At 40.2% G+C, this 24079-nt stretch carries 24 protein-coding genes; 15 read left to right on the top strand and 9 right to left on the bottom strand.

Annotated features, from left to right (window positions below; translation table 11 throughout):
• Positions 1–8 precede the first annotated feature (8 nt).
• From recF to dnaA, 3 genes are all read right to left on the bottom strand, one after another.
• Positions 9–1091, bottom strand: a complete 1083-nt coding sequence (gene recF, locus BCU84_RS16190; protein ID WP_102529114.1) for a DNA replication/repair protein RecF — start codon at positions 1089–1091, stop codon at positions 9–11.
• 112 nt (positions 1092–1203) lie between these two features.
• Positions 1204–2304 carry a DNA polymerase III subunit beta gene (gene dnaN / locus BCU84_RS16195; protein ID WP_102529115.1) on the bottom strand — a complete coding sequence of 367 codons (1101 nt, stop codon included), beginning with the start codon at positions 2302–2304 and terminating at the stop codon, positions 1204–1206.
• A gap of 19 nt (positions 2305–2323) precedes the next feature.
• Positions 2324–3712 carry a chromosomal replication initiator protein DnaA gene (gene dnaA / locus BCU84_RS16200; RefSeq protein WP_102529116.1) on the bottom strand — a complete coding sequence of 463 codons (1389 nt, stop codon included), beginning with the start codon at positions 3710–3712 and terminating at the stop codon, positions 2324–2326.
• 448 nt (positions 3713–4160) lie between these two features.
• Here dnaA and rpmH point away from each other — a divergent pair, with 448 nt between their 5' ends.
• From rpmH to BCU84_RS16230, 6 genes are all read left to right on the top strand, one after another.
• Positions 4161–4298, top strand: coding sequence for a 50S ribosomal protein L34 (gene rpmH, locus BCU84_RS16205; protein ID WP_011867659.1), 138 nt, complete (start codon positions 4161–4163; stop codon positions 4296–4298).
• Positions 4299–4314: 16 nt separating this feature from the next.
• Positions 4315–4671, top strand: a complete 357-nt coding sequence (rnpA, locus tag BCU84_RS16210; protein WP_102529117.1) for a ribonuclease P protein component — start codon at positions 4315–4317, stop codon at positions 4669–4671.
• Positions 4638–4892, top strand: a complete 255-nt coding sequence (gene yidD / locus BCU84_RS16215; protein ID WP_102529118.1) for a membrane protein insertion efficiency factor YidD — start codon at positions 4638–4640, stop codon at positions 4890–4892. Before rnpA ends, yidD begins: the two co-directional genes overlap by 34 nt.
• Positions 4893–4895: 3 nt before the next feature.
• Positions 4896–6524 (top strand): membrane protein insertase YidC, encoded by a 1629-nt coding sequence (gene yidC / locus BCU84_RS16220; protein ID WP_102529119.1) that lies wholly within the window; start codon positions 4896–4898, stop codon positions 6522–6524.
• Between the two features lie 82 nt (positions 6525–6606).
• A complete protein-coding gene (gene mnmE, locus BCU84_RS16225) occupies positions 6607–7965 on the top strand; it encodes a tRNA uridine-5-carboxymethylaminomethyl(34) synthesis GTPase MnmE (protein ID WP_102529120.1) in 1359 nt (452 codons plus the stop codon).
• A 25-nt stretch (positions 7966–7990) separates the two neighbouring features.
• Positions 7991–8617 carry a 3'-5' exonuclease gene (locus BCU84_RS16230; protein ID WP_241906462.1) on the top strand — a complete coding sequence of 209 codons (627 nt, stop codon included), beginning with the start codon at positions 7991–7993 and terminating at the stop codon, positions 8615–8617.
• Positions 8618–8710: 93 nt separating this feature from the next.
• Here BCU84_RS16230 and BCU84_RS16235 read toward each other — a convergent pair whose 3' ends face one another.
• Together BCU84_RS16235 and BCU84_RS16240 are read right to left on the bottom strand one after the other, a co-directional pair.
• On the bottom strand, positions 8711–9445 hold the full coding sequence (locus BCU84_RS16235; RefSeq protein WP_102529121.1) for a transporter substrate-binding domain-containing protein: 735 nt from the start codon (positions 9443–9445) through the stop codon (positions 8711–8713).
• A 144-nt stretch (positions 9446–9589) separates the two neighbouring features.
• The gene (locus BCU84_RS16240) at positions 9590–10237 is read right to left on the bottom strand and encodes a TetR/AcrR family transcriptional regulator (RefSeq protein WP_102529122.1); all 648 of its coding nucleotides are present in this window, start codon (positions 10235–10237) and stop codon (positions 9590–9592) included.
• A 134-nt stretch (positions 10238–10371) separates the two neighbouring features.
• Between BCU84_RS16240 and BCU84_RS16245 the strand changes: the two genes are divergently transcribed.
• The gene (locus BCU84_RS16245) at positions 10372–11241 is read left to right on the top strand and encodes a LysR family transcriptional regulator (protein ID WP_102529123.1); all 870 of its coding nucleotides are present in this window, start codon (positions 10372–10374) and stop codon (positions 11239–11241) included.
• Between the two features lie 145 nt (positions 11242–11386).
• Here BCU84_RS16245 and BCU84_RS16250 read toward each other — a convergent pair whose 3' ends face one another.
• The 3 genes from BCU84_RS16250 to BCU84_RS16260 all read right to left on the bottom strand — a co-directional run bounded on the left by BCU84_RS16250 (position 11387) and on the right by BCU84_RS16260 (position 14375).
• Positions 11387–11740 (bottom strand): cytochrome c3 family protein, encoded by a 354-nt coding sequence (locus tag BCU84_RS16250; protein WP_102529124.1) that lies wholly within the window; start codon positions 11738–11740, stop codon positions 11387–11389.
• A 24-nt stretch (positions 11741–11764) separates the two neighbouring features.
• Complete coding sequence (locus tag BCU84_RS16255; protein ID WP_102529125.1) at positions 11765–13285, bottom strand: flavocytochrome c; 1521 nt, start codon at positions 13283–13285, stop codon at positions 11765–11767.
• Positions 13286–13499: 214 nt separating this feature from the next.
• Positions 13500–14375 carry a LysR substrate-binding domain-containing protein gene (locus tag BCU84_RS16260; RefSeq protein ID WP_102529126.1) on the bottom strand — a complete coding sequence of 292 codons (876 nt, stop codon included), beginning with the start codon at positions 14373–14375 and terminating at the stop codon, positions 13500–13502.
• Positions 14376–14518: 143 nt separating this feature from the next.
• On the opposite strand from BCU84_RS16260, the gene BCU84_RS16265 reads away from it, so the two are divergent.
• Both BCU84_RS16265 and fghA read left to right on the top strand, forming a co-directional pair.
• Entirely contained in the window at positions 14519–15649 is a 1131-nt protein-coding gene (locus BCU84_RS16265) for an S-(hydroxymethyl)glutathione dehydrogenase/class III alcohol dehydrogenase (protein WP_102529127.1), read from the top strand.
• A gap of 76 nt (positions 15650–15725) precedes the next feature.
• The gene (fghA, locus tag BCU84_RS16270; RefSeq protein ID WP_102529128.1) at positions 15726–16568 is read left to right on the top strand and encodes an S-formylglutathione hydrolase; all 843 of its coding nucleotides are present in this window, start codon (positions 15726–15728) and stop codon (positions 16566–16568) included.
• A 95-nt stretch (positions 16569–16663) separates the two neighbouring features.
• Here the strand turns inward: fghA and BCU84_RS16275 are convergent, their stop codons facing one another.
• On the bottom strand, positions 16664–18034 hold the full coding sequence (locus tag BCU84_RS16275) for an amino acid carrier protein (protein ID WP_102529163.1): 1371 nt from the start codon (positions 18032–18034) through the stop codon (positions 16664–16666).
• A 127-nt stretch (positions 18035–18161) separates the two neighbouring features.
• On the opposite strand from BCU84_RS16275, the gene mioC reads away from it, so the two are divergent.
• The 6 genes from mioC to BCU84_RS16305 all read left to right on the top strand — a co-directional run bounded on the left by mioC (position 18162) and on the right by BCU84_RS16305 (position 24071).
• On the top strand, positions 18162–18602 hold the full coding sequence (mioC, locus tag BCU84_RS16280) for an FMN-binding protein MioC (protein ID WP_102529129.1): 441 nt from the start codon (positions 18162–18164) through the stop codon (positions 18600–18602).
• Positions 18603–19080: 478 nt separating this feature from the next.
• The gene (gene mnmG / locus BCU84_RS16285; protein WP_102529130.1) at positions 19081–20970 is read left to right on the top strand and encodes a tRNA uridine-5-carboxymethylaminomethyl(34) synthesis enzyme MnmG; all 1890 of its coding nucleotides are present in this window, start codon (positions 19081–19083) and stop codon (positions 20968–20970) included.
• Between the two features lie 119 nt (positions 20971–21089).
• Complete coding sequence (gene rsmG / locus BCU84_RS16290; protein ID WP_102529131.1) at positions 21090–21713, top strand: 16S rRNA (guanine(527)-N(7))-methyltransferase RsmG; 624 nt, start codon at positions 21090–21092, stop codon at positions 21711–21713.
• A 57-nt stretch (positions 21714–21770) separates the two neighbouring features.
• Positions 21771–22553 carry a ParA family protein gene (locus tag BCU84_RS16295; protein ID WP_102529132.1) on the top strand — a complete coding sequence of 261 codons (783 nt, stop codon included), beginning with the start codon at positions 21771–21773 and terminating at the stop codon, positions 22551–22553.
• Between the two features lie 15 nt (positions 22554–22568).
• Positions 22569–23462: a ParB/RepB/Spo0J family partition protein gene (locus BCU84_RS16300; RefSeq protein ID WP_102529133.1), complete on the top strand. Its 894-nt coding sequence runs from the start codon at positions 22569–22571 to the stop codon at positions 23460–23462.
• A gap of 225 nt (positions 23463–23687) precedes the next feature.
• Positions 23688–24071 (top strand): ATP synthase subunit I, encoded by a 384-nt coding sequence (locus tag BCU84_RS16305; protein WP_102529134.1) that lies wholly within the window; start codon positions 23688–23690, stop codon positions 24069–24071.
• Positions 24072–24079: the final 8 nt, after the last annotated feature.

Raw genomic sequence — 24079 nt, forward strand, 5'->3', positions numbered from 1 at the left:
TCTCGTTTTTATTCAACTACCGTGACTTGCCCGTGTTCCACATGAAACATTTTACTTGGCGGGCTTGCCAGCGAATCGACTATTGCAACAGGATCAATCGCTGTGACAAAAATTTGTGCACCGGTTTCGGTTAACTGTTTTAGCAATAGCTGCCTATGTTGTGCATCCAACTCAGATGGAAGATCATCCACAAGGTAAATACTATGCTTGTTCTGTTGTTCTTGAAGCAATTTGCCTTGTGCAATACGCAGTGCACAGACTAATAATTTTAACTGTCCTCGAGATAACGCATCTTGCACGGGTAGGTTGCCAACACGTAATCGCAAATCAGCTTTGTGTGGTCCACTACCTGTATTACCCGATGATAAATCTCGATGATATTGAGTTTCGAGTAACTCGGAAAAATCCGTTTTGTTATCCCAGCCACGAGTAAAGGAAACTTTAATATCAACTCGTGGTAAAAACTCTTCGATTATACCCTTAAGTAGCTCATTTAACGAGTCTACATAGTGATTTCGTATCGAAGTAACTTGTTCAGCATACCGCACCAATTCCTTATCCCAAAATTGAATTGTGGCATAAGAAGAACCGTCTCTAAGCAGCTGATTTCTTTGCTTTAAAATTCTTCTCGTATTTACCCATGCTTGATAAAAATTAACGTCAGCATGAAAAGCGCCCCAATCAATGAATTGACGGCGGGCTTTTGGACCTTCAAATAGCAAAGAAAAACTTTCAGGGGTGATAACTTGAATAGGTAACGTTTCAGCTAAAACAGATAATCGCTTCACTTTATCGCCATTCATTTTGACATCAATGTCGCCATTTCTAAAACGTCTTAGGCCTAATTTCGCTTCACCCGACTCCATTTCGAGTTCGGCAAATAACGTTAGGCTGTCTTGCTCAATATTAATCACCCTTTGCGATAAGTGACTTCGAAAAGAACGCCCCATTCCCAAAAAATATATCGCTTCTAATATACTGGTTTTTCCACTGCCATTTTCACCATAAATCAAGTTTAAACCTGACGCTGGTGTTAATGACGCCGAAAGGATATTACGAAACTGGGCGATATTAAGACGGGTTAAACTCATGAGTGGTAATTTCTCAAACCTATCAACAAAGACATAAAACTAAAAAAGGTGCCTTAATGTAGCACCTTCTTGGGATAAAAACGTTTCGGTAATCTATTTAGTTCAATAGAAACTATAAACGCATAGGCATCACGACATACATTGAATCTTCTTCGGCGTGGTTTTCTATTAACGCACTCGAGTTTCCATCAATAAGCGTGATTCTGACGTCGTCACTGGCTAAGTTATTCAATACATCTAGCAAATAGCTTACGTTGAAGCCAATTTCTAAATTTTCAGCGTTATATTCAACATCGATAATTTCTTCAGCTTCTTCCTGCTCAGGGTTATTGGCAGTAATGCGCAATAAACCTGGCTCAAGCTGAATACGTACACCACGGAACTTCTCATTAGATAAAATAGAAGCTCGTGTTAATGCTTGTTTTAAGTGGTTTCGACTAGCAACGACAATCTTATCACCACCTTTTGGCAATACACGGCGATAATCAGGGAAGCGTCCATCAACTAACTTACTGGTAAATACTGCATTGTCAGTGGTCGCACGTATAGCACTATCACCAATGGCAATATTAATTTCTTTGTCTTCACTTTCTAGCAAACGAGACATTTCTACCACACCTTTACGCGGCACAATGACTTGCTTTTCAGGTAGTGCAATACCAATGTCACGATGACTTAATGCTAAACGGTGTCCGTCAGTCGCAATCGCTTTTAATGAAGTACCAGAGGTTTCAAATAACAAACCATTCAGGTAATAACGCACATCTTGGTTAGCCATTGAAAATTGAGTTGAATCAATAATCGACTTAAGCGTGCCTTGTTTAAGGCTAAATTCTATTTCAGCTTGGAATGCTTCAACATTCGGGTAATCGGATGCTGGTAAGGTTGCTAAAGAAAATCGGCTTCGGCCTGAGCGCAATAACCATTTGTTTTCTTGTTGCTCAATCTTGATTTCGACTTGTTCTGGAAGTGACTTAACAATGTCTAATAGCTTTTTAGCAGGAACAGTCGTACTGCCCACTTCAACTTCACCTTGAATAGGAGCTTGACCAACAAGCTCAACCTCTAAATCCGTACCTGTAAGCTTAAGTGAGTCTTCACTAACTTCGATTAGCAAGTTGGATAAAATAGGTAAATTGTGACGTCTTTCTACTGCGCCACACACTAATTGAAGTGGTTTTAATAGGGCATCCCTATCAATTGAAAATTTCATTCGACTCAATTTCCTGATATTAAGAAGATAATGTACGTATCAAGTTAGCATAATCTTCTTTAATGTCATGACTTTCTTCACGCAATTGGGCAATTTTTCTGCATGCGTGTAATACGGTAGTATGATCACGACCCCCAAAGGCATCCCCAATTTCAGGTAAGCTTTGGTTTGTTAGTTCTTTTGATAATGCCATCGCGACTTGACGAGGTCTCGCAACACTGCGAGAACGACGCTTAGATAACATATCAGCCATTTTAATTTTGTAGTATTCAGCAACCGTCTTTTGAATATTATCAATGGTCACTAATTTTTCTTGCAGTGCTAATAAATCACGTAATGCTTCACGGACAAAATCAATTGTGATGGGTCTGCCGGTAAAGTTAGCGTTGGCAATCACGCGGTTTAATGCGCCTTCCAATTCACGAACATTAGAACGTAAACGCTTAGCAATAAAGAAAGCCACTTCATCAGGAAGGTTAATACCACTCTCTTCTGCTTTACGCATTAAGATTGCCACACGGGTTTCCAGTTCTGGAGGCTCAATCGCCACCGTTAAACCCCAACCAAAACGTGATTTTAAACGATCTTCTACCCCATCAATTTCTTTAGGGTACTTATCAGATGTCAGGATGATCTGATGATTACCTTCTAATAGTGCATTGAAGGTATGAAAGAATTCTTCTTGTGAACGATCTTTATTGGCAAAGAATTGAATGTCATCAATAAAGAGTGCATCTACACTACGGTAATAACGTTTGAAGTCTTCAATTGCATTATTTTGCAATGCTTTAACCATATCCTGAACAAAACGCTCAGAATGCATATAAACCACTTTAGCATTGGGATTATTTTTAATAATGCCATTACCCACAGCATGTAATAAATGGGTTTTACCTAAACCGGTGCCGCCATATAAGAATAATGGGTTGTATGCTCCACCAGGGTTTTCTGCTACTTGCAGTGCCGCCGCTTTACCTAATTGGTTTGATTTACCTTCAACAAAATTATCAAACTGGTAAGTTGGGTTGATGTTACTGCGATGGTTCGCATGTTCAACTGGCTCTGCTTGCGTATTAAATGCAGTGCTAACACGTGGCTTAGCTTGAGTGCTTTGCGGTTGTCTTACCTCTGCCTTTACAGGTGCAGGTGTTCTGACCGCTGACGGACGGCTACCAATATCAAAGCGCAGCTTAGGGGCATTTCCACCTAACTGTTCGGTAAAAAATTGATTGATGATATTGATGTACTTATCTCGAACCCAATCGAGTACAAAACGATTAGGTGCATAAAGTACCAAAGTATCGCCATCCATTTCAGCCTGTAACGGACGGATCCACATACTGAATTGCTGCGCAGAAAGTTCGTCTTGCAGCCTGCCGATACATTGTTGCCAAAGTGAAACCGCCACTTAAAATTCCTTAATATCGTTTGTTGAAGGAGGGGTATTCTATCGTTAGATCTCAATGATCGCTATCGATAAAAAAATATTTATCCCCAGCCTGATCATTGTATGTGGATATCTGTGATCTTTAAAGATCAAAAACGATCCAATTAATCGTATTTGTTCGCAGATCCTGCTTTATTAACCGATCACTCTTGATCTATAATAGCCGCAGTTTGATCTCGTAAAACTGCCTTTGATCCACTACATGTAGTGTTGATTCACAGAGTTATCCACATCCTGTGGTGCATTTTTGGCGTTTAACGAAAAACTAATTAGGTAAAAATTGTTCATATAGCTACTTTCCTTGTTGACGGTAGTGATTAAAGTGATTACAATTCGGCCTCTTTTTTGCCCTTACCTCTTATTTTAAGAATGTAAGGTTTATTAACTACTAAATATACGGATTGCCAAAATGAGTAAACGTACTTTTCAACCAAGCAACCTGAAGCGTAAGCGTTCTCACGGCTTCCGCGCACGTATGGCCACTGTAGGCGGCCGTAAAGTGATTGCACGTCGTCGTGCAAAAGGTCGCGCTCGTTTATCTGCTTAATCGGTAGATATTCATAGTGACTAGCTATGCTTTTACGCGGGAGTTACGTTTGTTAACTCCCGCGCAATTTAAATCTGTATTTTCAAATCCCATCAAAGCATCTTCTGCTGAAATAACTCTGCTCGCTATACCTAATTCAGAACAACATCCTCGTATTGGATTAACAGTTGCTAAACGTTTTGTTAAAAATGCCAGCGACCGTAATCGTATTAAGCGAATAATCAGAACAAATTTCCGTTTAAGTCAGCATGACATCCCAAATCTTGATATTGTAGTCTTGGTTCGAAATGGCGTGGTCGATATGGAAAATGCAGAACTACATAAATTAACAGAGAAGTTATGGCGCAAGCTCAGTCGCCGTTACAATGGCTAGCCACCAAGGCTATTCGTGGTTATCAACTTCTTATCAGCCCCATGCTGGGACCTCGCTGTAGATTCAACCCAACGTGCTCTTATTATGCAATTGATGCAATAAAAACGCATGGAACTGCGAAAGGTTGTTGGCTTGCAGCGAAACGCATACTAAAATGTCACCCTTTACATCCCGGCGGAAGTGATCCCGTCCCCCCTAAAAACGACAGGTGTAACAAATAGGCTATGGAATCTCAACGCAATTTAATGCTTATCGCACTACTGTTTGTCAGTTTTTTACTTTGGCAAGCATGGCAAGACGATAAAGCACCACAACCGACAGCAACACAATCGGTTGTTCAAACGAATAACGTACCTTCGTCAAACATTGGCGATGTACCCGATGCTGATTCAAGCATGCCTGTTCAATTACCGGCGACGCAAAACCTCATTTCAGTTAAAACTGATCAGCTAGATATTAAAATCGACCCTGTCGGTGGTGATATTGTTTACGCAGCGCTGGTTGACCATAAAGTTGAAATCGACAGTGATGACTCATTTGTTCTATTAGAGCAAAACGGTACATTCAACTATATTTCTCAAAGTGGTTTAATCGGTCGTGATGGTATTGATAGCAGTACTCATGGACGTGCTCATTTTTCTGCTGAATCAGAAGAATATGAATTAGCCGCTGGCCAAGACTCTTTATCTGTACCATTAAGCTATGTAGATGCAAATGGCGCAAGTTACACCAAAGTATTTACCTTCACTCGTGGCCAATATGATGTGACTGTTGATTACAACGTAAACAACACCACTGCAGCTCCGCTTCAAATGCAAATGTACGGTCAAATTAAACAAACCGTTCAAGCATCTGAAAGCAGCATGATGATGCCAACTTACCGTGGTGCAGCATTCTCTACTCAAAACGTGCGTTACGAAAAGTATGATTTTGAAGATATTGCTAAAAGTAACCTGAACCAACAAACACTGGGTGGTTGGGCTGCAATGCTTCAACATTACTACGTGTCAGCTTGGGTGCCACCAGCAACTGATTCAAACACTATTTTCACTAGCATGAGTGCTGGTGGACAAGCGAACATTGGTTTCCGTGGTGCTGTTCATGATATTGCTCCTGGTACACAACAAACCATCAGTGCGCAGTTCTTTGTAGGTCCTAAAGACCAGAAAGCCCTTTCTTCTATTTCAGAAACCCTGAACTTAGTGGTCGATTATGGTTTCCTTTGGTGGTTAGCTATTCCAATTTACAAACTACTGATGTTCTTCCAGTCGATTGTAACTAACTGGGGTTTGGCAATTATCTTAATTACGCTTTCTGTTCGTGGTCTGTTATATCCACTGACTAAAGCGCAATACACCTCAATGGCAAAAATGCGTAACCTACAGCCAAAACTTGCTGAACTGAAAGAGCGTTTCGGTGATGACCGCCAGAAGATGGGTCAAGCAATGATGGAGCTGTACAAGAAAGAGAAAGTTAACCCAATGGGTGGCTGCCTTCCGATCTTGCTGCAAATGCCAATTTTCATCGCATTATACTGGGTATTACTAGAAAGTTATGAATTGCGTCACGCACCATTCATGCTTTGGATTGACGATTTATCGGTTCAAGATCCTTACTACGTACTACCGTTACTAATGGGTGTGTCAATGTGGTTAATGCAGAAAATGCAACCAATGGCACCAACCATGGATCCTATGCAAGTTAAGATGATGCAGTGGATGCCGGTTATCTTTACTGTGTTCTTCCTATGGTTCCCATCAGGCCTAGTACTATACTGGTTAGTGGGTAACTTAGTGGCGATTACACAACAAAAGATTATTTATGCAGGTCTTGAGAAAAAAGGCTTAAAATAAGTCATAGCTCAAACTGATATAATCTTTAAAGGCGGCTATTAAGCCGCCTTTTCCTTTACTATTTTCAACAAGGTTTTCCTCAATGACAGACACTATCGTGGCACAAGCAACCGCACCAGGTCGTGGCGGCGTAGGTATCATTCGTGTATCAGGTGATAAAGCAACTGAAGTCGCGCACAGCGTTCTAGGCCACTTACCTAAAACTCGTTATGCCGATTACTGTGACTTTAAAAGTGCTTCTGGAGAAGTCATTGACCAAGGAATTGCCTTATTTTTTAAAGGACCTAATTCCTTTACTGGTGAAGATGTATTGGAACTACAAGGCCACGGCGGTCAAATCGTACTAGACATGCTGATTAAGCGTGTGATGGAAGTCGAAGGACTTCGTATTGCTAAGCCAGGTGAGTTTAGTGAACAAGCCTTTATGAACGACAAGCTTGATTTAACCCAAGCTGAAGCCATTGCCGATTTAATTGATGCCACCAGCGAACAAGCTGCTAAAAGCGCCTTAAACTCGCTCCAAGGTGAATTCTCCGATGAGGTACATCAACTCGTAGAGCAAGTCACTAACTTGCGCTTATACGTTGAAGCAGCGATTGATTTTCCCGATGAAGAAGTCGATTTCTTATCAGACGGTAAAATTGCCAACTCATTGTATAAAATCATCGATAAACTTGATTCAGTTCAAGCGAGCGCAAAACAAGGCTCGATTATCCGTGAAGGCATGAAAGTCGTTATTGCAGGCCGTCCGAATGCGGGTAAATCGAGTTTACTGAATGCATTAGCAGGTAAAGAGTCTGCCATTGTGACTGAAATAGCAGGTACGACTCGTGATGTGCTACGTGAACATATTCACCTTGATGGTATGCCACTGCATATTATCGATACTGCAGGTTTACGTGACACCGTTGATACCGTAGAAAAAATAGGTATTGAGCGAGCTTGGGATGAAATAGACACTGCAGATAGAGTGTTATTTATGGTTGATGGCACAACCACTACTGATGTTAACCCTCATGATATTTGGCCTGACTTTATCGAGCGTCTACCATCAAGACTTGGCGTCACAGTTGTACGTAACAAAGCTGATTTAACCGGCGAGCCTGTTATGACCACAGATGAACATGGTTATAACGTTTACCGCATTTCTGCTAAAACAGGTTTAGGCGTTGAAGAACTTAAACAGCACCTTAAGACATTAATGGGTTACCAAAGTAACCTAGAAGGCGGCTTTATCGCCCGTCGTCGCCATTTAGAAGCATTAGACTTAGCATCAAGTCACTTACAGCTAGGTAAAGAACAGCTGGAAGTGTATTTAGCAGGGGAGTTACTGGCAGAAGAACTGCGCATGGCACAAATGGCGCTATCTGAAATTACCGGTAAATTCACCTCTGATGATCTATTGGGTAAAATCTTTAGCTCATTTTGTATTGGTAAATAAGTTCCACATTTAAAAGAGAAATTCAGTGTCTATAGCATCAAGCACATTAGCAAATACCGTCATCGTTCTCGACTTTGAAACCACAGGTTTATCACCAGATAATGGTGACCGCGCAATTGAAATTGGTGCAGTAAAGCTAGTTGATGGTGTGGTAGTTGATTCATTTCAAGAATTGATGAATCCAGGGCGTCGAGTAAATAGTTTTATTGAAAACTACACAGGTATTAGTAATCAAATGCTGCAAACAGCCGATGACTGCGAAACGGTCATGGCGCGGTTTGCTAATTTTATTGAAGACTTCAACCTTGTAGCCCATAACGCTAGCTTTGATAAGAAGTTTTTAGATGCTGAATTCGAGCGAATTAATTACCAATACTCTGGACAGTTTGCTTGTTCTTTATTGTTATCACGCAGAATTAACCAAGATGCGCCCAATCATAAATTAGGGACCTTGGTGGATTATCATCAATTACCCAATGATGGTGTATTTCACCGCGCGTTAGCCGATGCAACCATGACCGGTCACTTATGGCTTCACCAACTTGATACCATTGAGCTACACCGTCCGCATCAAGTCATAACATTCGATAATATTCAAACAATCACTCGTTTACCCAAAGCTAAAGTGATGGATTTTATCAAAAAAATATAATGACGAGTTTTTAATAAAAACACGATATCGTGAATTCAGTTTAGAATTAATGCCAGCTTGAATGTTGGCATTTTTGGGTTTTATCACTGTAATCTATTCAATAATTTGTTCAGGCACTTCTAATCCATATCGTTCAAAGTACTGATTTATCTTACCTGTGTCGCCATACTCTTTTATCAATCTAGCCACGTCAGAATACAATTTAACTGCTTTAGACTTTTTAGGTATGCTGATATACATAGGATTTTCAAAAGTATCTACAAGAGTAATTTTTTCAAACTTACCCTCAAATAACTCAACATTATGAGAAGCTGAGGTAACGGCAACATCTATACGGTTCCTTTCTAACATTCCCACCAATTGCTGTGTTTTACCCACCAGAGTTAACTCCCTACTCTCGAAAGTTGAAAATGTTGGTGAATAGAAATTACCTCGAATAGCGCCAACTCTATAATTATCGAGTTCTTTATATGATTTTATATCTACGTCTAACCTAGGAGATTTATAAAAATTCAGATTTCTTATGTAATAACCGTATGCGATTGGATATAGAAATACTTGTCTTGCTTCAGTCATAGAATGGCGAACTAATAGGTCTACCTTGCCACTTTCAGCTTCTTTAATAGAACGGATCCATGGTACATTTTCCCAGTTAATCTGATGCCCTAGCTCAATAAAGATATCAGTCATCATTTCAGGAACGACACCTTTGCATTCGCCATTTTCAAAAAATAATTCAGGAGGGTAATTGCGGCAATGTGCAGTGAATGTTTCAGCAAAGATATTCGAGGAAAAAAATCCAACAAAACAAATGATCAATATTTTCATACGCCTCCTTTTTCATCTAATACTTGCAATAAAGTCACACTTAAACAGTGTAGTTCAAACAAGCTAATTAGGAATAATATACGGAGACTTTATCAAGGCTAAGCCTGTATCGAGTGCAGAGTTTTACTCTCCACCTTACTTAACCTATGCCGCACACTGTTGCTGCGGCATGTTATTTAACCACTCTTGAAATTTAGCTATCCCAGGTAAACGCTTATCTGAATGCCCCAATAACTGCACAATGGCGTAGCAGTATTGATAATATAGCTGGACATCATTACCATCTTTATCAGCATCATCAGTGTTAATTATTGCGCCGCGTAAATAGTTAATCACTAACTCACCTCGATTAAAGCCTTCAACTTTACCAATTCTAGCAATCATCTCATTGAACCATACAAAGTAAGCATCGTAGCTTTGCTTATATGCTAACTGATAAACCTCACTTGCCTGTGATAGTACCTCAGAGTTAGGCATAACTCTTTCAATAACAAAAGTCTTATTCACTAAAGTGTCGTGTAATCGCCAACATTGATGAGCTAAAAATTGAATGAGAGGATCTTGATAATCCTGTTTATCAAGTTCAGCTTGAGCACTCCAGCGATTTAAATCATTAATAGCAACCGCGACCATTAAATCAGCCTCTGTCGGAAAGTGATTATAAATAGTTCCTTTTGAAATCTGGCTCGCTTTGACTAAATGTGAACGGCATAAATCAAAAGTTTTATGTCCTTTTAAGCATCGTTGTGACACTTCAACTAGGTATTCACCTCTTTGCTGCCAACTTCCCATGTTACATTCCTTACTTCATATCAAAATTATGTTATCAGTTCACATTCACACGATAACAAGCTTTTTACGACTTCGATATTAAGTAATACTGATACCACTATGAACATTATCAATAGCCAGTTTTTCTAAAGCCTATGTTAAAAATTGAATTACTAGAAAGCTTCATTGCGGTCGCAGAAAATGGCAATCTTTCGAAAGCAGCTGAGCAAATTTGTCGAACTCAATCAGCATTGAGTTTGCAAATAAAAAAGTTGGAAGAGAGTGTCGGCCAGCCATTATTAATACGTGATAATAAAGGGGTAACACTGACAGAGTCTGGTATAACTTTACTCAATTACGCCTATAAAATGATGCAACTTAATTCACAAGCTTTAGATGATTTAAAAGATAGTCAAAACCGTGAAATCATCCGTCTTGGCGTGCCAACAGACTATATAAAACGTTATCTAAGTAGCTGTTTACTTGAATTTATTCGTGAATTTACTCGTATCGAATTAGTGATTGATACAGACGTAAGTGGCAACCTTTACAAACGCCTGAAGCAAGGTGAGTTTGATGTGATAGTCGCGACACATTGGCAAACACCGGCCAACGGTGAATTACTGTTTGAGCGACGTTTTCATTGGGTTGCTGCTAAAAATGGTAATGCTCATAAACGTAGTACGATCCCAATGGCTTTATACCCAGAAAACTGCCCTATTCGTGCCCAAGTATTTGCTAACCATCAACTGACAATGCGCTCGATCAACGTATTACTTTCAACCCCCTCACCCCAAGCCTTATGTATGGCCGTTGAAAATGATCTGACTATTGCACCCGTTGCCGAATTTAGGATCAACGATAAAATGCAGATATTAGATCCCGTTGAGCACGGACTGCCTATATTGCCGGTATTCAATGAAGCCTTATATCTCAATCCAGATACTCAAACAGATGCAACGCAGCAACTGATCACTCTAATCAAAGCCAATGTTGAAAACTTAGCAGAAGTGGCTGATAGCTAATAATTCAAAACGATTAAAAAACAAAAAGCCCCTAACCAGATAGTTAGAGGCTTTCAGAAGACTTCATAAATGAATTTAAATGGGGAAATTAATAACTCATTATTTGTACTAGCTCAATCTTCTTTTGAGGCGTGACAATTAAGTATTATTTTTTGTGCTTATCATACTTAAACGTATGACAGTCACTACAAATCGGCTCTTTCGCTTTATGTTCACCATGACATTCCTGACAAGGTAACTCTTTACCGTAATGTAAGTTGTTATGTGGGTTTTGCCACTTATCCTCTTCACTACGGGCAGTTGTTTCAGCTAATTCATCCACATCATGACATTGCTGACAAGCTTGGTCTGATGGAAATTGTTTAATACCATTGTCATGACAAGCTTTACAATCTTTGCCGATAACGTCTTGATGGTAAGCTCTGATTTCTACCGCTTGTACTGTTGCACTACTTAAGCAAAGTAATCCCAACGCAAGCATCATCTTTAATGTTTTCATCAATAATTCCTCTTGTTAATTGGGTTAAGCTTTCATTGTGCTACGGGCGGCTGTCATACCCATGACCATACATTCAGGAATAGAACAACTACCTAAACGGCTCACACCATGGATACCACCACACACTTCACCTGCGGCATATAACCCCTTGATAGGGTTACCTGTAAAGCTATCTTTCACTTCAGCTTTAGTGGTAATTTGCACGCCGCCTTGGCAGTAATGCACTTTTGGCCATAAACGAACCACAGTAAATGGTGCTTCAATATACTTATCTTTAGCTTTGGTCATATTCTTGCCAAATTGAGTATCTTCACCAGATTTAACGTACTGGTTATATTCTTCAATTTGGGTTTTAAGTGCTTTTAATGGCACTTTGAAATGCGCAGCTAATTCTTCGACAGAATCAAACTTCCAGCCGACGTTATACTTAATGACCTTTTTAGTATTAGGATGCTTTTTAGAATCCTTATAGCTGGTAATTAAGATTGGTGGTAATGCATTGCCTTTTTCATCACGACAAGCTAACTCAGCATCAGCACGGGTTTTACGGTCGGCAATTTCATTCATGAAGCGCTGACCAGTTAAACGGTTAATCGCAATTGAATGTGGAAAGTTATAAATAGAGTAGTTAGACACATAGCCAAATCCACCTTCATCAGGTGATGCCCAAGGGCCAGATTGAATATGCGCTAAATGGACAGGTACCGCGCCTAAGCGGAACATTTCATACATCCCCTCACCTGTAGCACCAGGCGCATTGGTACAACCCACTTCAGAGGTTAATGTTGGATCTTGCGCCATACGTAAATTAACGTTTTGAGCAAAGCCGCCAGTTGCCATTATCACACCGCGTTTTGCGCGGATATTAATAATTTTTCCAGGTTGGTCTTCGCCAAAGTGGTAGTTATCACGCATTTTAACGCCTACAACTTCACCTTTATCACCAATCAAGAAACCTTCAAATTTCGAGCGATTATGGGTATGAACACCCAATTCACGACACTTATGTAATAAAGGCTGAGTGATACCCGCGCCACAACTCACAGTTGTTTGGTAAGTACGCGCAACCGAGTGACCACCAAGTTGCTGTAAATATGGATGGTATTCAGACCCCGCATCAAAGGTCATTTGCAACGCTTCCATTGCATGTTCTGCAACATGGCGTAATAAAGCTTCATCAGCGATACCACGTCCAGCAGCCATTTGATCAGCAACCATGCGCTCTACTGAGTCATTCACGCCTTCTTTAGATTGCATTGGCGTACCAGGGGCGGCAAACAAGCCACCATTAATCGCCGAATTACCACCAAAATAAGACATTTTCTCGAAAATATGGACATCTTTAGCGCCTAGTTTAGTCGCTTCAATTGCGGCGGCTAATCCTGCGAAACCCGAACCAATAATGACAATTTCAATTTCCTTGTCCCACTTAACACCGTCTGCCTTTTCAGAAACAGCCATCGCAGGCGCTACCATTGCAGCCCCTGCTGCTACACCTAGTCCAGCAATAAATTTACGGCGTCCTAACAGATCTACATTACTCATAGGTCATCACCCTTTGTTTAAATTGACTCTTTCATCATAAAGATGGAATCAATTCCAAAAAGGGAATTAGGCAGCAGTTAGCTATATCTAAAGGAGTAGATATTCAAAAATGAAATGTAGCGCATAATTTAATCAAATATGGATGTGAGTTACCGATTTGGAATAGGTTCCAAATCGGTAACTCACAATAAAATCGAGGGAAATAACAAGTAAATTACTGCTGAGTAAGAGAAACTGTCAATTTATCTACTAATAGTCTTACTTTAGGCGATAAATGACGGTTTTGTGGGTACAAGGCCCAAATCCCTTCTTTTTCTTGTTGAAACGGTGCCAGTAATACCGTTAACTTATTATCGTTAATAGCCTGCTGAACGTAATATCCTGGCAGTTGTACAATACCTAAGCCTTTTAATGCCGCATCAAGTAAACTAATGCCACTACTACACTGCAAGTTCCCTTGCACTTTTATACTTCTATTTTTACCTGATTCAGTAAAGTGCCAATGGGATTGTGAGCCGATTAAGCAATTATGCTGGCTCAGTTCTGATAACGAATAAGGTGCACCAAAACGGCTAATATACTCAGGCGAAGCGCAAACAAATTGTTCTCGGCTAGTTAATCGTTTAGCCATCATGCTTGAGTCTGCTAATCGGCCTAAACGAATAGCAAGATCATAGCCGCCTTCTACCAAATCTAATTGTCGATTGGTTAACTCACATATAACTTCTACATCTGGATATTGCTGCATATAGTCAGTCACAATCGGCATAATAAATTTTTCACCGTAAGTTACAGGCGCTGTCAGTTTAATCAGGCCTTGAGGCTTATTCTGTAAACTGGTTATCGCCCGCTCAGCTTCTTCAAGACCATCGATAACTTGACGGCAATGACGATAAAAAACCTGTCCTTCTTCGGTTAACGATACTTTTCGTGTCGTGCGATAAAACAGTTTGGTACTTAGTCTATTTTCAATTTGACTAATTTGACGACTGACTTGTGCTGTTGAAATCGACAAACGCTTACCCGCAGCAGTAAAGCTATCCGTTTCAGCCACCGCGACAAATTCATAAACCCCTTCCCATGGCAGCATTGTTACTCACTCGTAAAAGTTATTTGCAATTTAAGCTTATTATCAACTGACAGAAAATAAATACAATAGACTTATCTTCTACACGGTATGATCTACACTGTGTAGATCCACATTTTTATCGTCACGCTAAAAGGACAAACACAATGTCAGCACAATATATAAAATCTAAAGCCGCTGTTGCATGGGGAGTGGGACAACCATTATCAATTGAAGAAGTGGATGTCATGTATCCAAAAGCTGGTGAAGTCATGGTTAAGATTATTGCTTCTGGTGTTTGTCATACCGATGCTTTCACCTTGTCAGGCGATGATCCAGAAGGTATTTTCCCGGTCATTTTAGGTCACGAAGGTGGCGGTATTGTGGAAATGGTCGGTGAAGGCGTTACCAGTGTACAAGTAGGTGACCACGTCATTCCGCTATACACAGCCGAGTGTGGTAAATGTAAATTCTGTACTTCAGGTAAAACCAACCTATGTAGCGCAGTACGTGAAACCCAAGGCAAAGGTTTAATGCCTGATGGTACGACACGCTTTTATAAAGATGGTCAGCCAATTTTCCACTACATGGGCTGCTCAACCTTTTCAGAATATACCGTGCTTCCAGAAATTTCTTTAGCAAAAGTGAATCCAAAAGCCCCACTTGAAGAAGTGTGTTTATTAGGCTGTGGTGTAACAACAGGTATGGGCGCCGTATTTAATACCGCTAAAGTGCAAAAAGGCGACACTGTGGCCATTTTCGGCCTAGGCGGCATTGGTTTATCAGCCATTATTGGTGCCACTATGGCTGGTGCGAGTCGCATTATTGGTGTTGATTTAAACGAATCAAAATTTGAATTAGCCACTAAATTAGGCGCGACGGATTGTATTAATCCCAAAAATTATGACAAACCGATTCAGGATGTCATTGTGGAAATGACGGATGGCGGGGTAGATTTCTCGTTTGAATGTATTGGTAACGTTAATGTCATGCGCAGTGCGCTTGAGTGTTGTCATAAAGGCTGGGGCGAATCGGTTGTTATTGGTGTTGCCGGTGCAGGCCAAGAAATTTCAACCCGTCCATTTCAATTGGTCACTGGTCGAGTTTGGAAAGGGAGTGCATTTGGCGGTGTTAAAGGGCGTAGTCAGTTACCCGGTATTGTTGAGCAATACTTAAATGGTGAATTTAAGCTGGATCACTTCATTACTCATACCATGGGTCTTGAAGGAATAAATGATGCCTTTGACTTAATGCATAGCGGTGAAAGCATTCGTTCAGTCATTCACTTCGATAAGTAATATTATTGTTGTATTGGATTAATATCATGCCCATAACCTTCTGCTAAGGGCATTTTTATCATAAGCGATCAATCAAATGACTTTAGAAAACGTCAGTAGTAATAAAATGTTCGGCGGCTGGCTAAAGCAATATCGCCACCATTCAGATACACTAAATTGCCACATGCGCTTTGCTATTTATCTGCCGCCACAAGCCGCTTCACAAAAAGTTCCCGTGCTTTATTGGCTGTCAGGACTCACCTGCACCGACGAAAACGTCATGCAAAAATCAGGTATTCAGCGTGTCGCCGCAGAATTAGGTATCGCCATCGTTGCCCCAGATACCAGTCCACGTGGTGAGAATGTCGCAGATGATGAATCTGCAGCCTATGATTTTGGATTAGGAGCAGGGTTTTACCTCAATGCTACCCAAGCCCCCTTTAATACTCACTATCAAATGTATGACTATGTGGTGAAAGAGCTGCCAACATTAATTGAGCAGCATTTTCCTGTCAGTAACATGCGTAGTATTAGTGGTCACTCAATGGGCGGCCATGGCGCTATTTCGATTGGCCTAAAAAACCCAGAGCTATATCAGTCAATTTCAGCATTTAGTCCGATCTGTAACCCTATAAATTGCCCTTGGGGACAAAAGGCCTTTAATGGTTATTTAGGATCAGATCAAACCACCTGGGCTGAGTACGATAGTAGTGAATTAATGAAAAATTCGACTGTTAAACTGCCTATGCTGGTGGATCAAGGCACTGAAGATAACTTCTTAACTGAACAACTAAAGCCTGACACCTTAGTTGATGCCGCCAAAACTCAGCAATACCCGCTGACATTACGCATGCAGGAAGGTTATGATCATAGCTACTTCTTTATTAGTAGCTTTATAGAAGATCATCTTCGGTTTCATGCAAAGTACTTATTAAAGTAAGTCATTATTTGTTATGACCGAACACAAAAAGGGAGTGAATAATCACTCCCTTTTTGATCCGTTATAATGAATATATTTTAGAATTCACGACACATTTATGAATTATTTTGCGCCAATTTTGCAAAGTACTTCTTAGAAGCAGCTCTGACTTTAGGGGCTAATAAAATTGCAGAGGTCATGGTTGGAATCGCCATTAAGGCATAAGCAGCATCAATAATATTAACGATTTCTTGAATTGTGGCTGTTGCAGCAAATAAGATCGCCAGCAAGAAAAAGCACTGATATAAACGTAGTCTTTTACGGCCAAATAAAAATGCAAAACATTGCCCACCGTAAAAAGCTTGCGTGAAAATGGTACTAATACTGAAAAACACCACACAAAGGATCAGTAAATAGGGACCAACGCCAGGCATAGTCACTTCAAATGCTTGAGCTGATAAGTTCACACCTTGCGCTTCCCCGCCTTGCCAAACCCCCGATATTAAAATGATCATAGCCGTTGCGGTGCACACAATTAATGTATCAATAGCAGGGCCTAACATGGCTACTAAGCCTTCTTTAACTGGTTCATTAGTTTTGGCACTCCCGTGAGCCATTACCTCAGTACCAATACCCGCCTCATTAGAAAAAGCTGCTCTGCGGATCCCAATCAACATGGTACCTAATATGCCTCCTCCCACAGAATTAAGTGAGAAAGCTTCACTAATAATCAGCTCAAAATAACCGGGAATATCAGTTAAATTAGTGGCTATCACATAAAAAGCACAACCCATATAAATGAAGATCATTAATGGCACCACTTTAGATGCCACCGATGCTATACGTTTGATCCCACCTAAAATGACGCTTGCGACAATCAACATCACTACAATACCAAGGGAAAGATCGACCCAAAAAGTTGATTCACCAGCTGGAAAATGTCCCGGTTTCACGATTAGCCATTCACGAATGATCTGCACTAATTGATTGGCATTAAATAATGGAAAGTTGCCCACTAAGCCTACAACACAGAAAAATACCGCTAAAAAGTGCCATTTCTTAGACAGTCCTTGGGTAATAATGTACATAGGTCCACCTTGTACATCACCATTTTCATCTTTACCGCGATACATAATAGCCAAGGTACAAGTAAAGAATTTCGTCGCCATCCCCACAATCGCACTGATCCACATCCAAAAAATAGCACCAGGTCCACCCACCATTATAGCTACAGCGACACTACCAATATTGCCCATTCCCACAGTGCCTGCCATCGCACTGGATAACGCACCAGCATGTGTAATATGGCCTTTTGCCCCTTTTTCAGGGTATTTCCCTCTGACTATATTGATGGCATGACCAATATAACGAAATGGGATAAACCTAGAATAAATAAGGAAAAAAAGACCACCACCGACTAATAGAACCAGCATGTGTGGCCCCCATGCTAAATCAGCAATTTCAGCCGTAATAGAAACAAGAGACATAGATAAGTTACACATTTGTTAAAAGTTATCTTTGAAAATACGGACAAAAAGCGCTTTGTGCAATGACAAATCTGCGTAAACTATGCTTAAAACTATGGTTAATCGTAGCCCCAAATAAGGTGTTCACATGGCAAAAGTAGAGATATTAGTCGGTACAACGCAAGGCGGAACCGAGTACGTAGCAGATGATATGGCGGCTCAATTGACCGATATAGGCCACCAAACTCAAATACATTTAACCCCAAATCTAACTGATTTAGACCCAGATTCACTGTGGTTAATTGTCTGTTCAACACATGGAGCTGGCGATCTTCCAGACAATATTGAGCCCTTTTATCGGCAATTATTTGGTAATAATGGCGATCTTAAGTCGTTAAAATATGCTTTATGTGCCATTGGTGATTCAAGTTACGATACTTTTTGCCAAGGACCTGAAAAAATAATTTCTGAGCTAGATCGTTTAGATGCAAAGCCAATTGTGAATAAGATCCAAATTGATGTACAAAGGGATCCTGTGCCTGAAGATGCTGCTTTAGCTTGGTTATCTGAGTGGCAAGCAAGTATTTAATCAATCAACTTAGTTAATATCTTCATTTATACTCACAATATCATCCAATCTTATCCACAATAAGTTAATTTAGAAGATAACTATGTGGATAAGCTATTATTTTATCCGATCATAACTTTGTATTGATCTACAGCCGATCTTGTTAATGATCCCCCCTGTGGATAACTAGGCGATCTATCCCCAAGTTATATTGAAATAGATCGCAGCTAGATCACAGGATCGTTTTGTCGTTACCTAATGATTATAAACAAAAAATAAGGTTTTCCACAGAAAAGGGCGATCCTAATAGTAATAGTAATAAAAAGATCTATTTAAAGATCTTAAGATCTATTAAGCGAAACGTGTCTGATCAAAATGAGAAAATTGATCATTCCCGAAAGGCAAAGCAAGTGCTAAAATACTCGGCTGAAACAGTCTTTCGATTTAAATTCTGATTTAACTGTAAATTAGAAAAATTACTTTTATCCAAGGTTACAAAATGCATTTTCATGAACGGTTTGATGTAATTGTTGTTGGTGGTGGTCATGCCGGAACGGAAGCGGCACTTGCAGCAGCAAGAATGGGATCAAAAACCCTCTTACTGACTCACAATATCGATACCCTCGGACAAATGTCTTGTAACCCAGCCATAGGCGGAATTGGTAAAGGTCATTTGGTTAAAGAAATTGACGCTTTAGGTGGAGCAATGGCAACAGCCACTGATTTCGCTGGTATTCAATTTAGAACCTTAAATTCAAGTAAAGGCCCAGCGGTAAGAGCCACTCGTGCACAAGCTGATAGAGCGCTTTATCGTCAAAAGATCCAACAAATTCTTCAACACCAACCTAATTTACGTATTTTCCAACAAGCAGTAGATGACTTAGTTGTTGAAAACAATAAAGTTATTGGTGTAGTCACTCAAATGGGCTTAGCATTTGAATCTCCAAGTGTTGTACTGACAACAGGCACTTTTTTAAGCGGAAAGATCCATATTGGATTAGAAAACTACAGCGGCGGACGTGCTGGTGATCCACCAGCTATCGCATTAGCAAACCGTTTAAAAGAATTACCAATTCGTGTAGGACGTCTTAAAACAGGCACACCACCAAGAATCGATGCAAACAGCATTGATTTTGACAAGATGCAAGAGCAAAAAGGTGACACGCCATTGCCGGTAATGTCGTTTATCGGTGATGTAAGCCAGCACCCGCAGCAAGTCTCTTGTTATATCACTCATACCAATGAAAAAACTCACGATATTATTCGTGGAGGACTTGATCGCAGTCCAATGTATTCTGGTGTTATTGAAGGCATTGGCCCAAGATACTGCCCATCGATTGAAGATAAAATTAATCGTTTTGCTGACAAGACTTCGCATCAAATATTTATTGAACCTGAAGGTTTAACTACCAATGAGATCTACCCAAACGGGATCTCAACCAGTTTACCATTCGATGTTCAGCTAAATTTAGTCCGATCAATTCAAGGTATGGAAAATGCTGAGATCATTCGACCAGGTTATGCCATTGAATATGATTATTTTGATCCACGAGATCTGAAGAATTCATTAGAAACCAAAAATATTGATGGTTTGTTCTTTGCTGGACAAATCAATGGTACAACCGGCTATGAAGAAGCCGGTGCACAGGGTTTACTTGCTGGTATGAATGCTTCATTACAAGTTCAAGGCAAAGAAGCTTGGTGTCCAAGACGTGATCAAGCTTATATTGGTGTTTTAGTTGATGATCTATCAACTTTAGGGACAAAAGAGCCTTACCGCATGTTCACTAGCCGTGCGGAATATCGATTATTGCTGCGAGAAGACAATGCTGATTTACGTTTGACTGAAAAAGGTCGCGAACTTGGCCTTGTTGATGATGAACGTTGGCAGAAATTTAATGAGAAAAGAGAATCGATTGAAACTGAATTACAGCGTTTACGCAGTAATTGGGTTCATAATAATTCACCTTTGTTAGATGTATTAAATCCTGAATTAAATACGCCTATTTCACGTGAAGCTTCGTTTGAAGATTTATTGCGCCGTCCAGAAATGGATTACCAAAAGCTCATGAGCTTAGAAGGTTTTGGCCCAGCGATTGAAGATCCACGTGCTGCAGAACAAGTTCAAATTCAAGTAAAATATTCGGGCTATATTCAAAGACAGCAAGGTGAAATCGATAAAGCTATTCGTCATGAAACCACTAGTTTACCGTTAGATCTTGATTATCAAGAAGTGGCTGGCTTATCTAATGAAGTCATCGCTAAGATGAATGAGCATAAGCCAGAAACCATTGGCCAAGCTTCTCGGATCTCTGGAATGACGCCTGCTGCGATTTCTATTTTACTTGTTCACTTAAAAAAACGCGGTTTATTGCGTAAAAGCGCCTAAATAGCAGTAAAAAGTTGTGTTTTAACTAATAAGGGAAGCTTTGAGGCTTCCCTTAGTCATTTCTGCCATTCATAATACCCGATGATTTATGATTCCCTTTGATTTTGAGGTCACTTAGCGTGCTAGCCGATCAACTTAAAACTTATCTAGCTGAAACCAATATTTCAGCGACTGAAACTCAACAGCAACAATTGGTTGGGTTTGTTACCATGCTAAATAAATGGAATAAAGCCTATAACCTGACATCAGTCAGAGATCCTGAACAGATGTTAATCCGTCATGTTATGGACAGTTTGGTGGTTTCTCCTTATCTTAAAGGGCAAAGGTTCATTGATGTCGGAACAGGGCCTGGTTTACCAGGGATCCCATTAGCAATTTTAAATCCCGACAAAGAATTCGTATTACTGGACAGTTTAGGAAAACGGATCCGTTTTCAAAAACAGGTTCAGTTTGAATTAAAAATTAATAACATTACTTCAGTTGAAAGCCGTGTTGAGGCTTATGAGCCTGAACAGAAATTTGATGGTGTGATCAGTCGTGCATTTGCGTCAATTGAAGATATGTTGACTTGGTGTCATCACTTACCAGCTGACAATGGTCAATTTTATGCGCTAAAAGGCCAATTGAGTGATGCTGAGTTAACCAGTATTCCTGCTGGGTTTGACGTGGTTGAAACAATCACGTTAACAGTACCAAGGTTAGATGAGCAAAGACATCTGTTAAAGCTAGTGAAGCAAAAATAGCGCTAGCAATAGAATAAATATTATCGGACATCGTAAATATGTCCTTAGGGTGAACACGTGGGTAAAATCATTGCCGTAGCTAACCAGAAAGGTGGCGTAGGAAAAACAACAACTTGTGTTAATTTAGCAGCCTCACTTGCGGCCACAAAACGCAAAGTGCTGTTAATCGATCTTGATCCGCAGGGTAATGCCACTATGGGCAGTGGTGTCGATAAGTACGAAGTTGAAAACACGGCTTACGAGTTACTTGTCGAAGAAAAGCCTTTTGCCGAAATAGTCATTAAAGATACGACGGGTAAATACGATCTTATTGCCGGTAATGGTGACGTTACTGCTGCAGAAATCAAACTCATGGAGTTTTTTGCCAGAGAAATTCGATTAAAGAATGCACTTGCAGAAGTTAAAGATGATTATGATTTCATCTTTATTGACTGTCCACCTTCATTGAACATGTTGACGGTGAATGCCATGTCTGCGGCAGACTCTGTATTGGTGCCAATGCAGTGTGAATATTATGCTTTAGAAGGCTTAACAGCCCTGATCGATACCATTACTAAATTAGGCGCAATGGTAAATCCTACGTTAAATATCGAAGGGATTTTGCGTACTATGTACGATCCTCGAAATCGATTATCAAATGATGTATCTGATCAACTTAAACAGCATTTTGGTGAAAAAGTTTATCGCACAGTGATCCCACGAAATATTCGTTTAGCTGAAGCGCCGAGTTTTGGTGCGCCAGCAATGTATTACGACAAGTCCAGTGCAGGTGCAAAAGCCTATTTAGCTTTAGCCGGAGAAATTATTCGCCGCGCTGAGCAACAAACAGAATCTAAGTAAGCGTAAGGGAATAAAATGACGTTAAAAAAACGCGGTTTAGGTAAAGGCTTAGATGCTTTGTTAAGCAACAGCAACGCTGCGAGCCGAAAAACTGAACAGACTCAAACAGAAGCAAAAGTAACCCAATCGCCACAGGAAGATGGCTTACTGATGCTCGATTTAGATTTACTGCAGTCTGGTAAGTATCAACCGCGTAAAGATATGTCACCTGAAGCGTTAGAAGAGTTAGCAGAGTCAATTAAGTCACAAGGGGTGATTCAACCTATTGTGGTGCGTAAAGTTGATGCTGAAAAGTATGAAATTATTGCTGGTGAACGTCGTTGGCGCGCATCACAAATTGCTCAACTAGACAAAGTCCCTTGTATTGTTAAACAGGTGCCTGATGAGTCAGCGGTTGCTATTGCGTTAATTGAAAATATTCAACGTGAAGACCTAAATGCAATGGAAGAAGCGATTGCATTACAACGTTTACTCGAAGAGTTTGAATTAACTCACCAGCAAACTGCCGATGCGGTCGGTAAGTCTAGAGCAAGTGTGTCTAACTTATTACGTTTAAATAGTTTAAATGAACCTGTGAAGCGTTTATTAGAATATGGCGATATTGACATGGGTCATGCTCGCGCACTGCTAGCAATTGAAGGTGAAGAGCAAACTAATTTAGCTCGATTGGTCGCTTCTAAAGAAATGACAGTTCGAGAAACTGAACGATTAGTTAATAAAGCCCTAAATCCTGCTAAAGAAGCTGAAAAACCAACTAAAGATCATGATGTAACCCGCTTGGAGCAACAGTTAATTGAAAAACTAGGTGCTAAAGTGGCTATTAATCATGGCACTAAAGGCAAGGGGAAAATTGTAATAAACTACCAAGATCTTGCTGAATTAGATGGAATACTTAGCAAAATTCACTAAATCCCTCAACAAAGTCATTTCAATAGTAACTTTGTAACAAGGCGTAATTTTGAGTTTTTAGAAATATAAAGCCAAATCACGCCTAATATCACTGTTTAACCTCTCATCAAAGTTGCAAACAAGGTGTGAAAAGGTATACTTTGCATGCTTTTTTTCCTGTCTGAGTCGTTAATGATCACATTAATGGCCTAGTGGAAAAATAAGTACTAATGCGGAGATTCAAAATTGAGTAAGGTTTTAGCGCGTCGTGGCCGGTGGTCAGCCTATCGAATAGTGTTGTTACAGGCGGCGGTAGCTGGGGGAACTTCAATTTTCTTTTTCGCTCTGTGGGGAGCTCAGTATGGCTTATCTGCTTTGGCAGGTGGTCTCATTGCTGTACTCCCTAATTTTGTATTCGCAACCCTTGCTTTCTCTCATGCGGGAGCTAAAGCGTCAGGAAAAGTCGTTTGGATGTTTTTCTTAGGGGAAGCGGTAAAGTTGCTGCTAACCATTGTGTTGTTTGCCATCGCATTTGGCATGCTAAAAACGCCATTTTTGCCGTTATTTAGCTGTTATTTGTTGGCATTACTAATACCTTGGACAGCCCCTTTATACTTCAAGCAAAATTAAGTGAGATT

The organism is Shewanella sp. 10N.286.51.B7 (assembly GCF_002873615.1).
GTDB classification, from domain to species: Bacteria; Pseudomonadota; Gammaproteobacteria; order Enterobacterales; family Shewanellaceae; genus Shewanella; species Shewanella electrodiphila.

Coding starts and splice junctions, on each gene's coding strand:
- BCU84_RS16260 (WP_102529126.1), bottom strand. CDS start 14,375: ATGCTGCCATGGGAAGGGGTTTATGAATTTGTCGCGGTGGCTGAAACG.
- BCU84_RS16240 (WP_102529122.1), bottom strand. CDS start 10,237: ATGGGAAGTTGGCAGCAAAGAGGTGAATACCTAGTTGAAGTGTCACAA.
- mioC (WP_102529129.1), top strand. CDS start 18,162: ATGGCAAAAGTAGAGATATTAGTCGGTACAACGCAAGGCGGAACCGAG.
- BCU84_RS16235 (WP_102529121.1), bottom strand. CDS start 9,445: ATGAAAATATTGATCATTTGTTTTGTTGGATTTTTTTCCTCGAATATC.
- BCU84_RS16275 (WP_102529163.1), bottom strand. CDS start 18,034: ATGTCTCTTGTTTCTATTACGGCTGAAATTGCTGATTTAGCATGGGGG.
- BCU84_RS16300 (WP_102529133.1), top strand. CDS start 22,569: ATGACGTTAAAAAAACGCGGTTTAGGTAAAGGCTTAGATGCTTTGTTA.
- rpmH (WP_011867659.1), top strand. CDS start 4,161: ATGAGTAAACGTACTTTTCAACCAAGCAACCTGAAGCGTAAGCGTTCT.
- dnaN (WP_102529115.1), bottom strand. CDS start 2,304: ATGAAATTTTCAATTGATAGGGATGCCCTATTAAAACCACTTCAATTA.
- mnmG (WP_102529130.1), top strand. CDS start 19,081: ATGCATTTTCATGAACGGTTTGATGTAATTGTTGTTGGTGGTGGTCAT.
- yidD (WP_102529118.1), top strand. CDS start 4,638: ATGGCGCAAGCTCAGTCGCCGTTACAATGGCTAGCCACCAAGGCTATT.
- recF (WP_102529114.1), bottom strand. CDS start 1,091: ATGAGTTTAACCCGTCTTAATATCGCCCAGTTTCGTAATATCCTTTCG.
- BCU84_RS16255 (WP_102529125.1), bottom strand. CDS start 13,285: ATGAGTAATGTAGATCTGTTAGGACGCCGTAAATTTATTGCTGGACTA.
- BCU84_RS16265 (WP_102529127.1), top strand. CDS start 14,519: ATGTCAGCACAATATATAAAATCTAAAGCCGCTGTTGCATGGGGAGTG.
- yidC (WP_102529119.1), top strand. CDS start 4,896: ATGGAATCTCAACGCAATTTAATGCTTATCGCACTACTGTTTGTCAGT.
- mnmE (WP_102529120.1), top strand. CDS start 6,607: ATGACAGACACTATCGTGGCACAAGCAACCGCACCAGGTCGTGGCGGC.
- fghA (WP_102529128.1), top strand. CDS start 15,726: ATGACTTTAGAAAACGTCAGTAGTAATAAAATGTTCGGCGGCTGGCTA.
- BCU84_RS16250 (WP_102529124.1), bottom strand. CDS start 11,740: ATGAAAACATTAAAGATGATGCTTGCGTTGGGATTACTTTGCTTAAGT.
- BCU84_RS16245 (WP_102529123.1), top strand. CDS start 10,372: ATGTTAAAAATTGAATTACTAGAAAGCTTCATTGCGGTCGCAGAAAAT.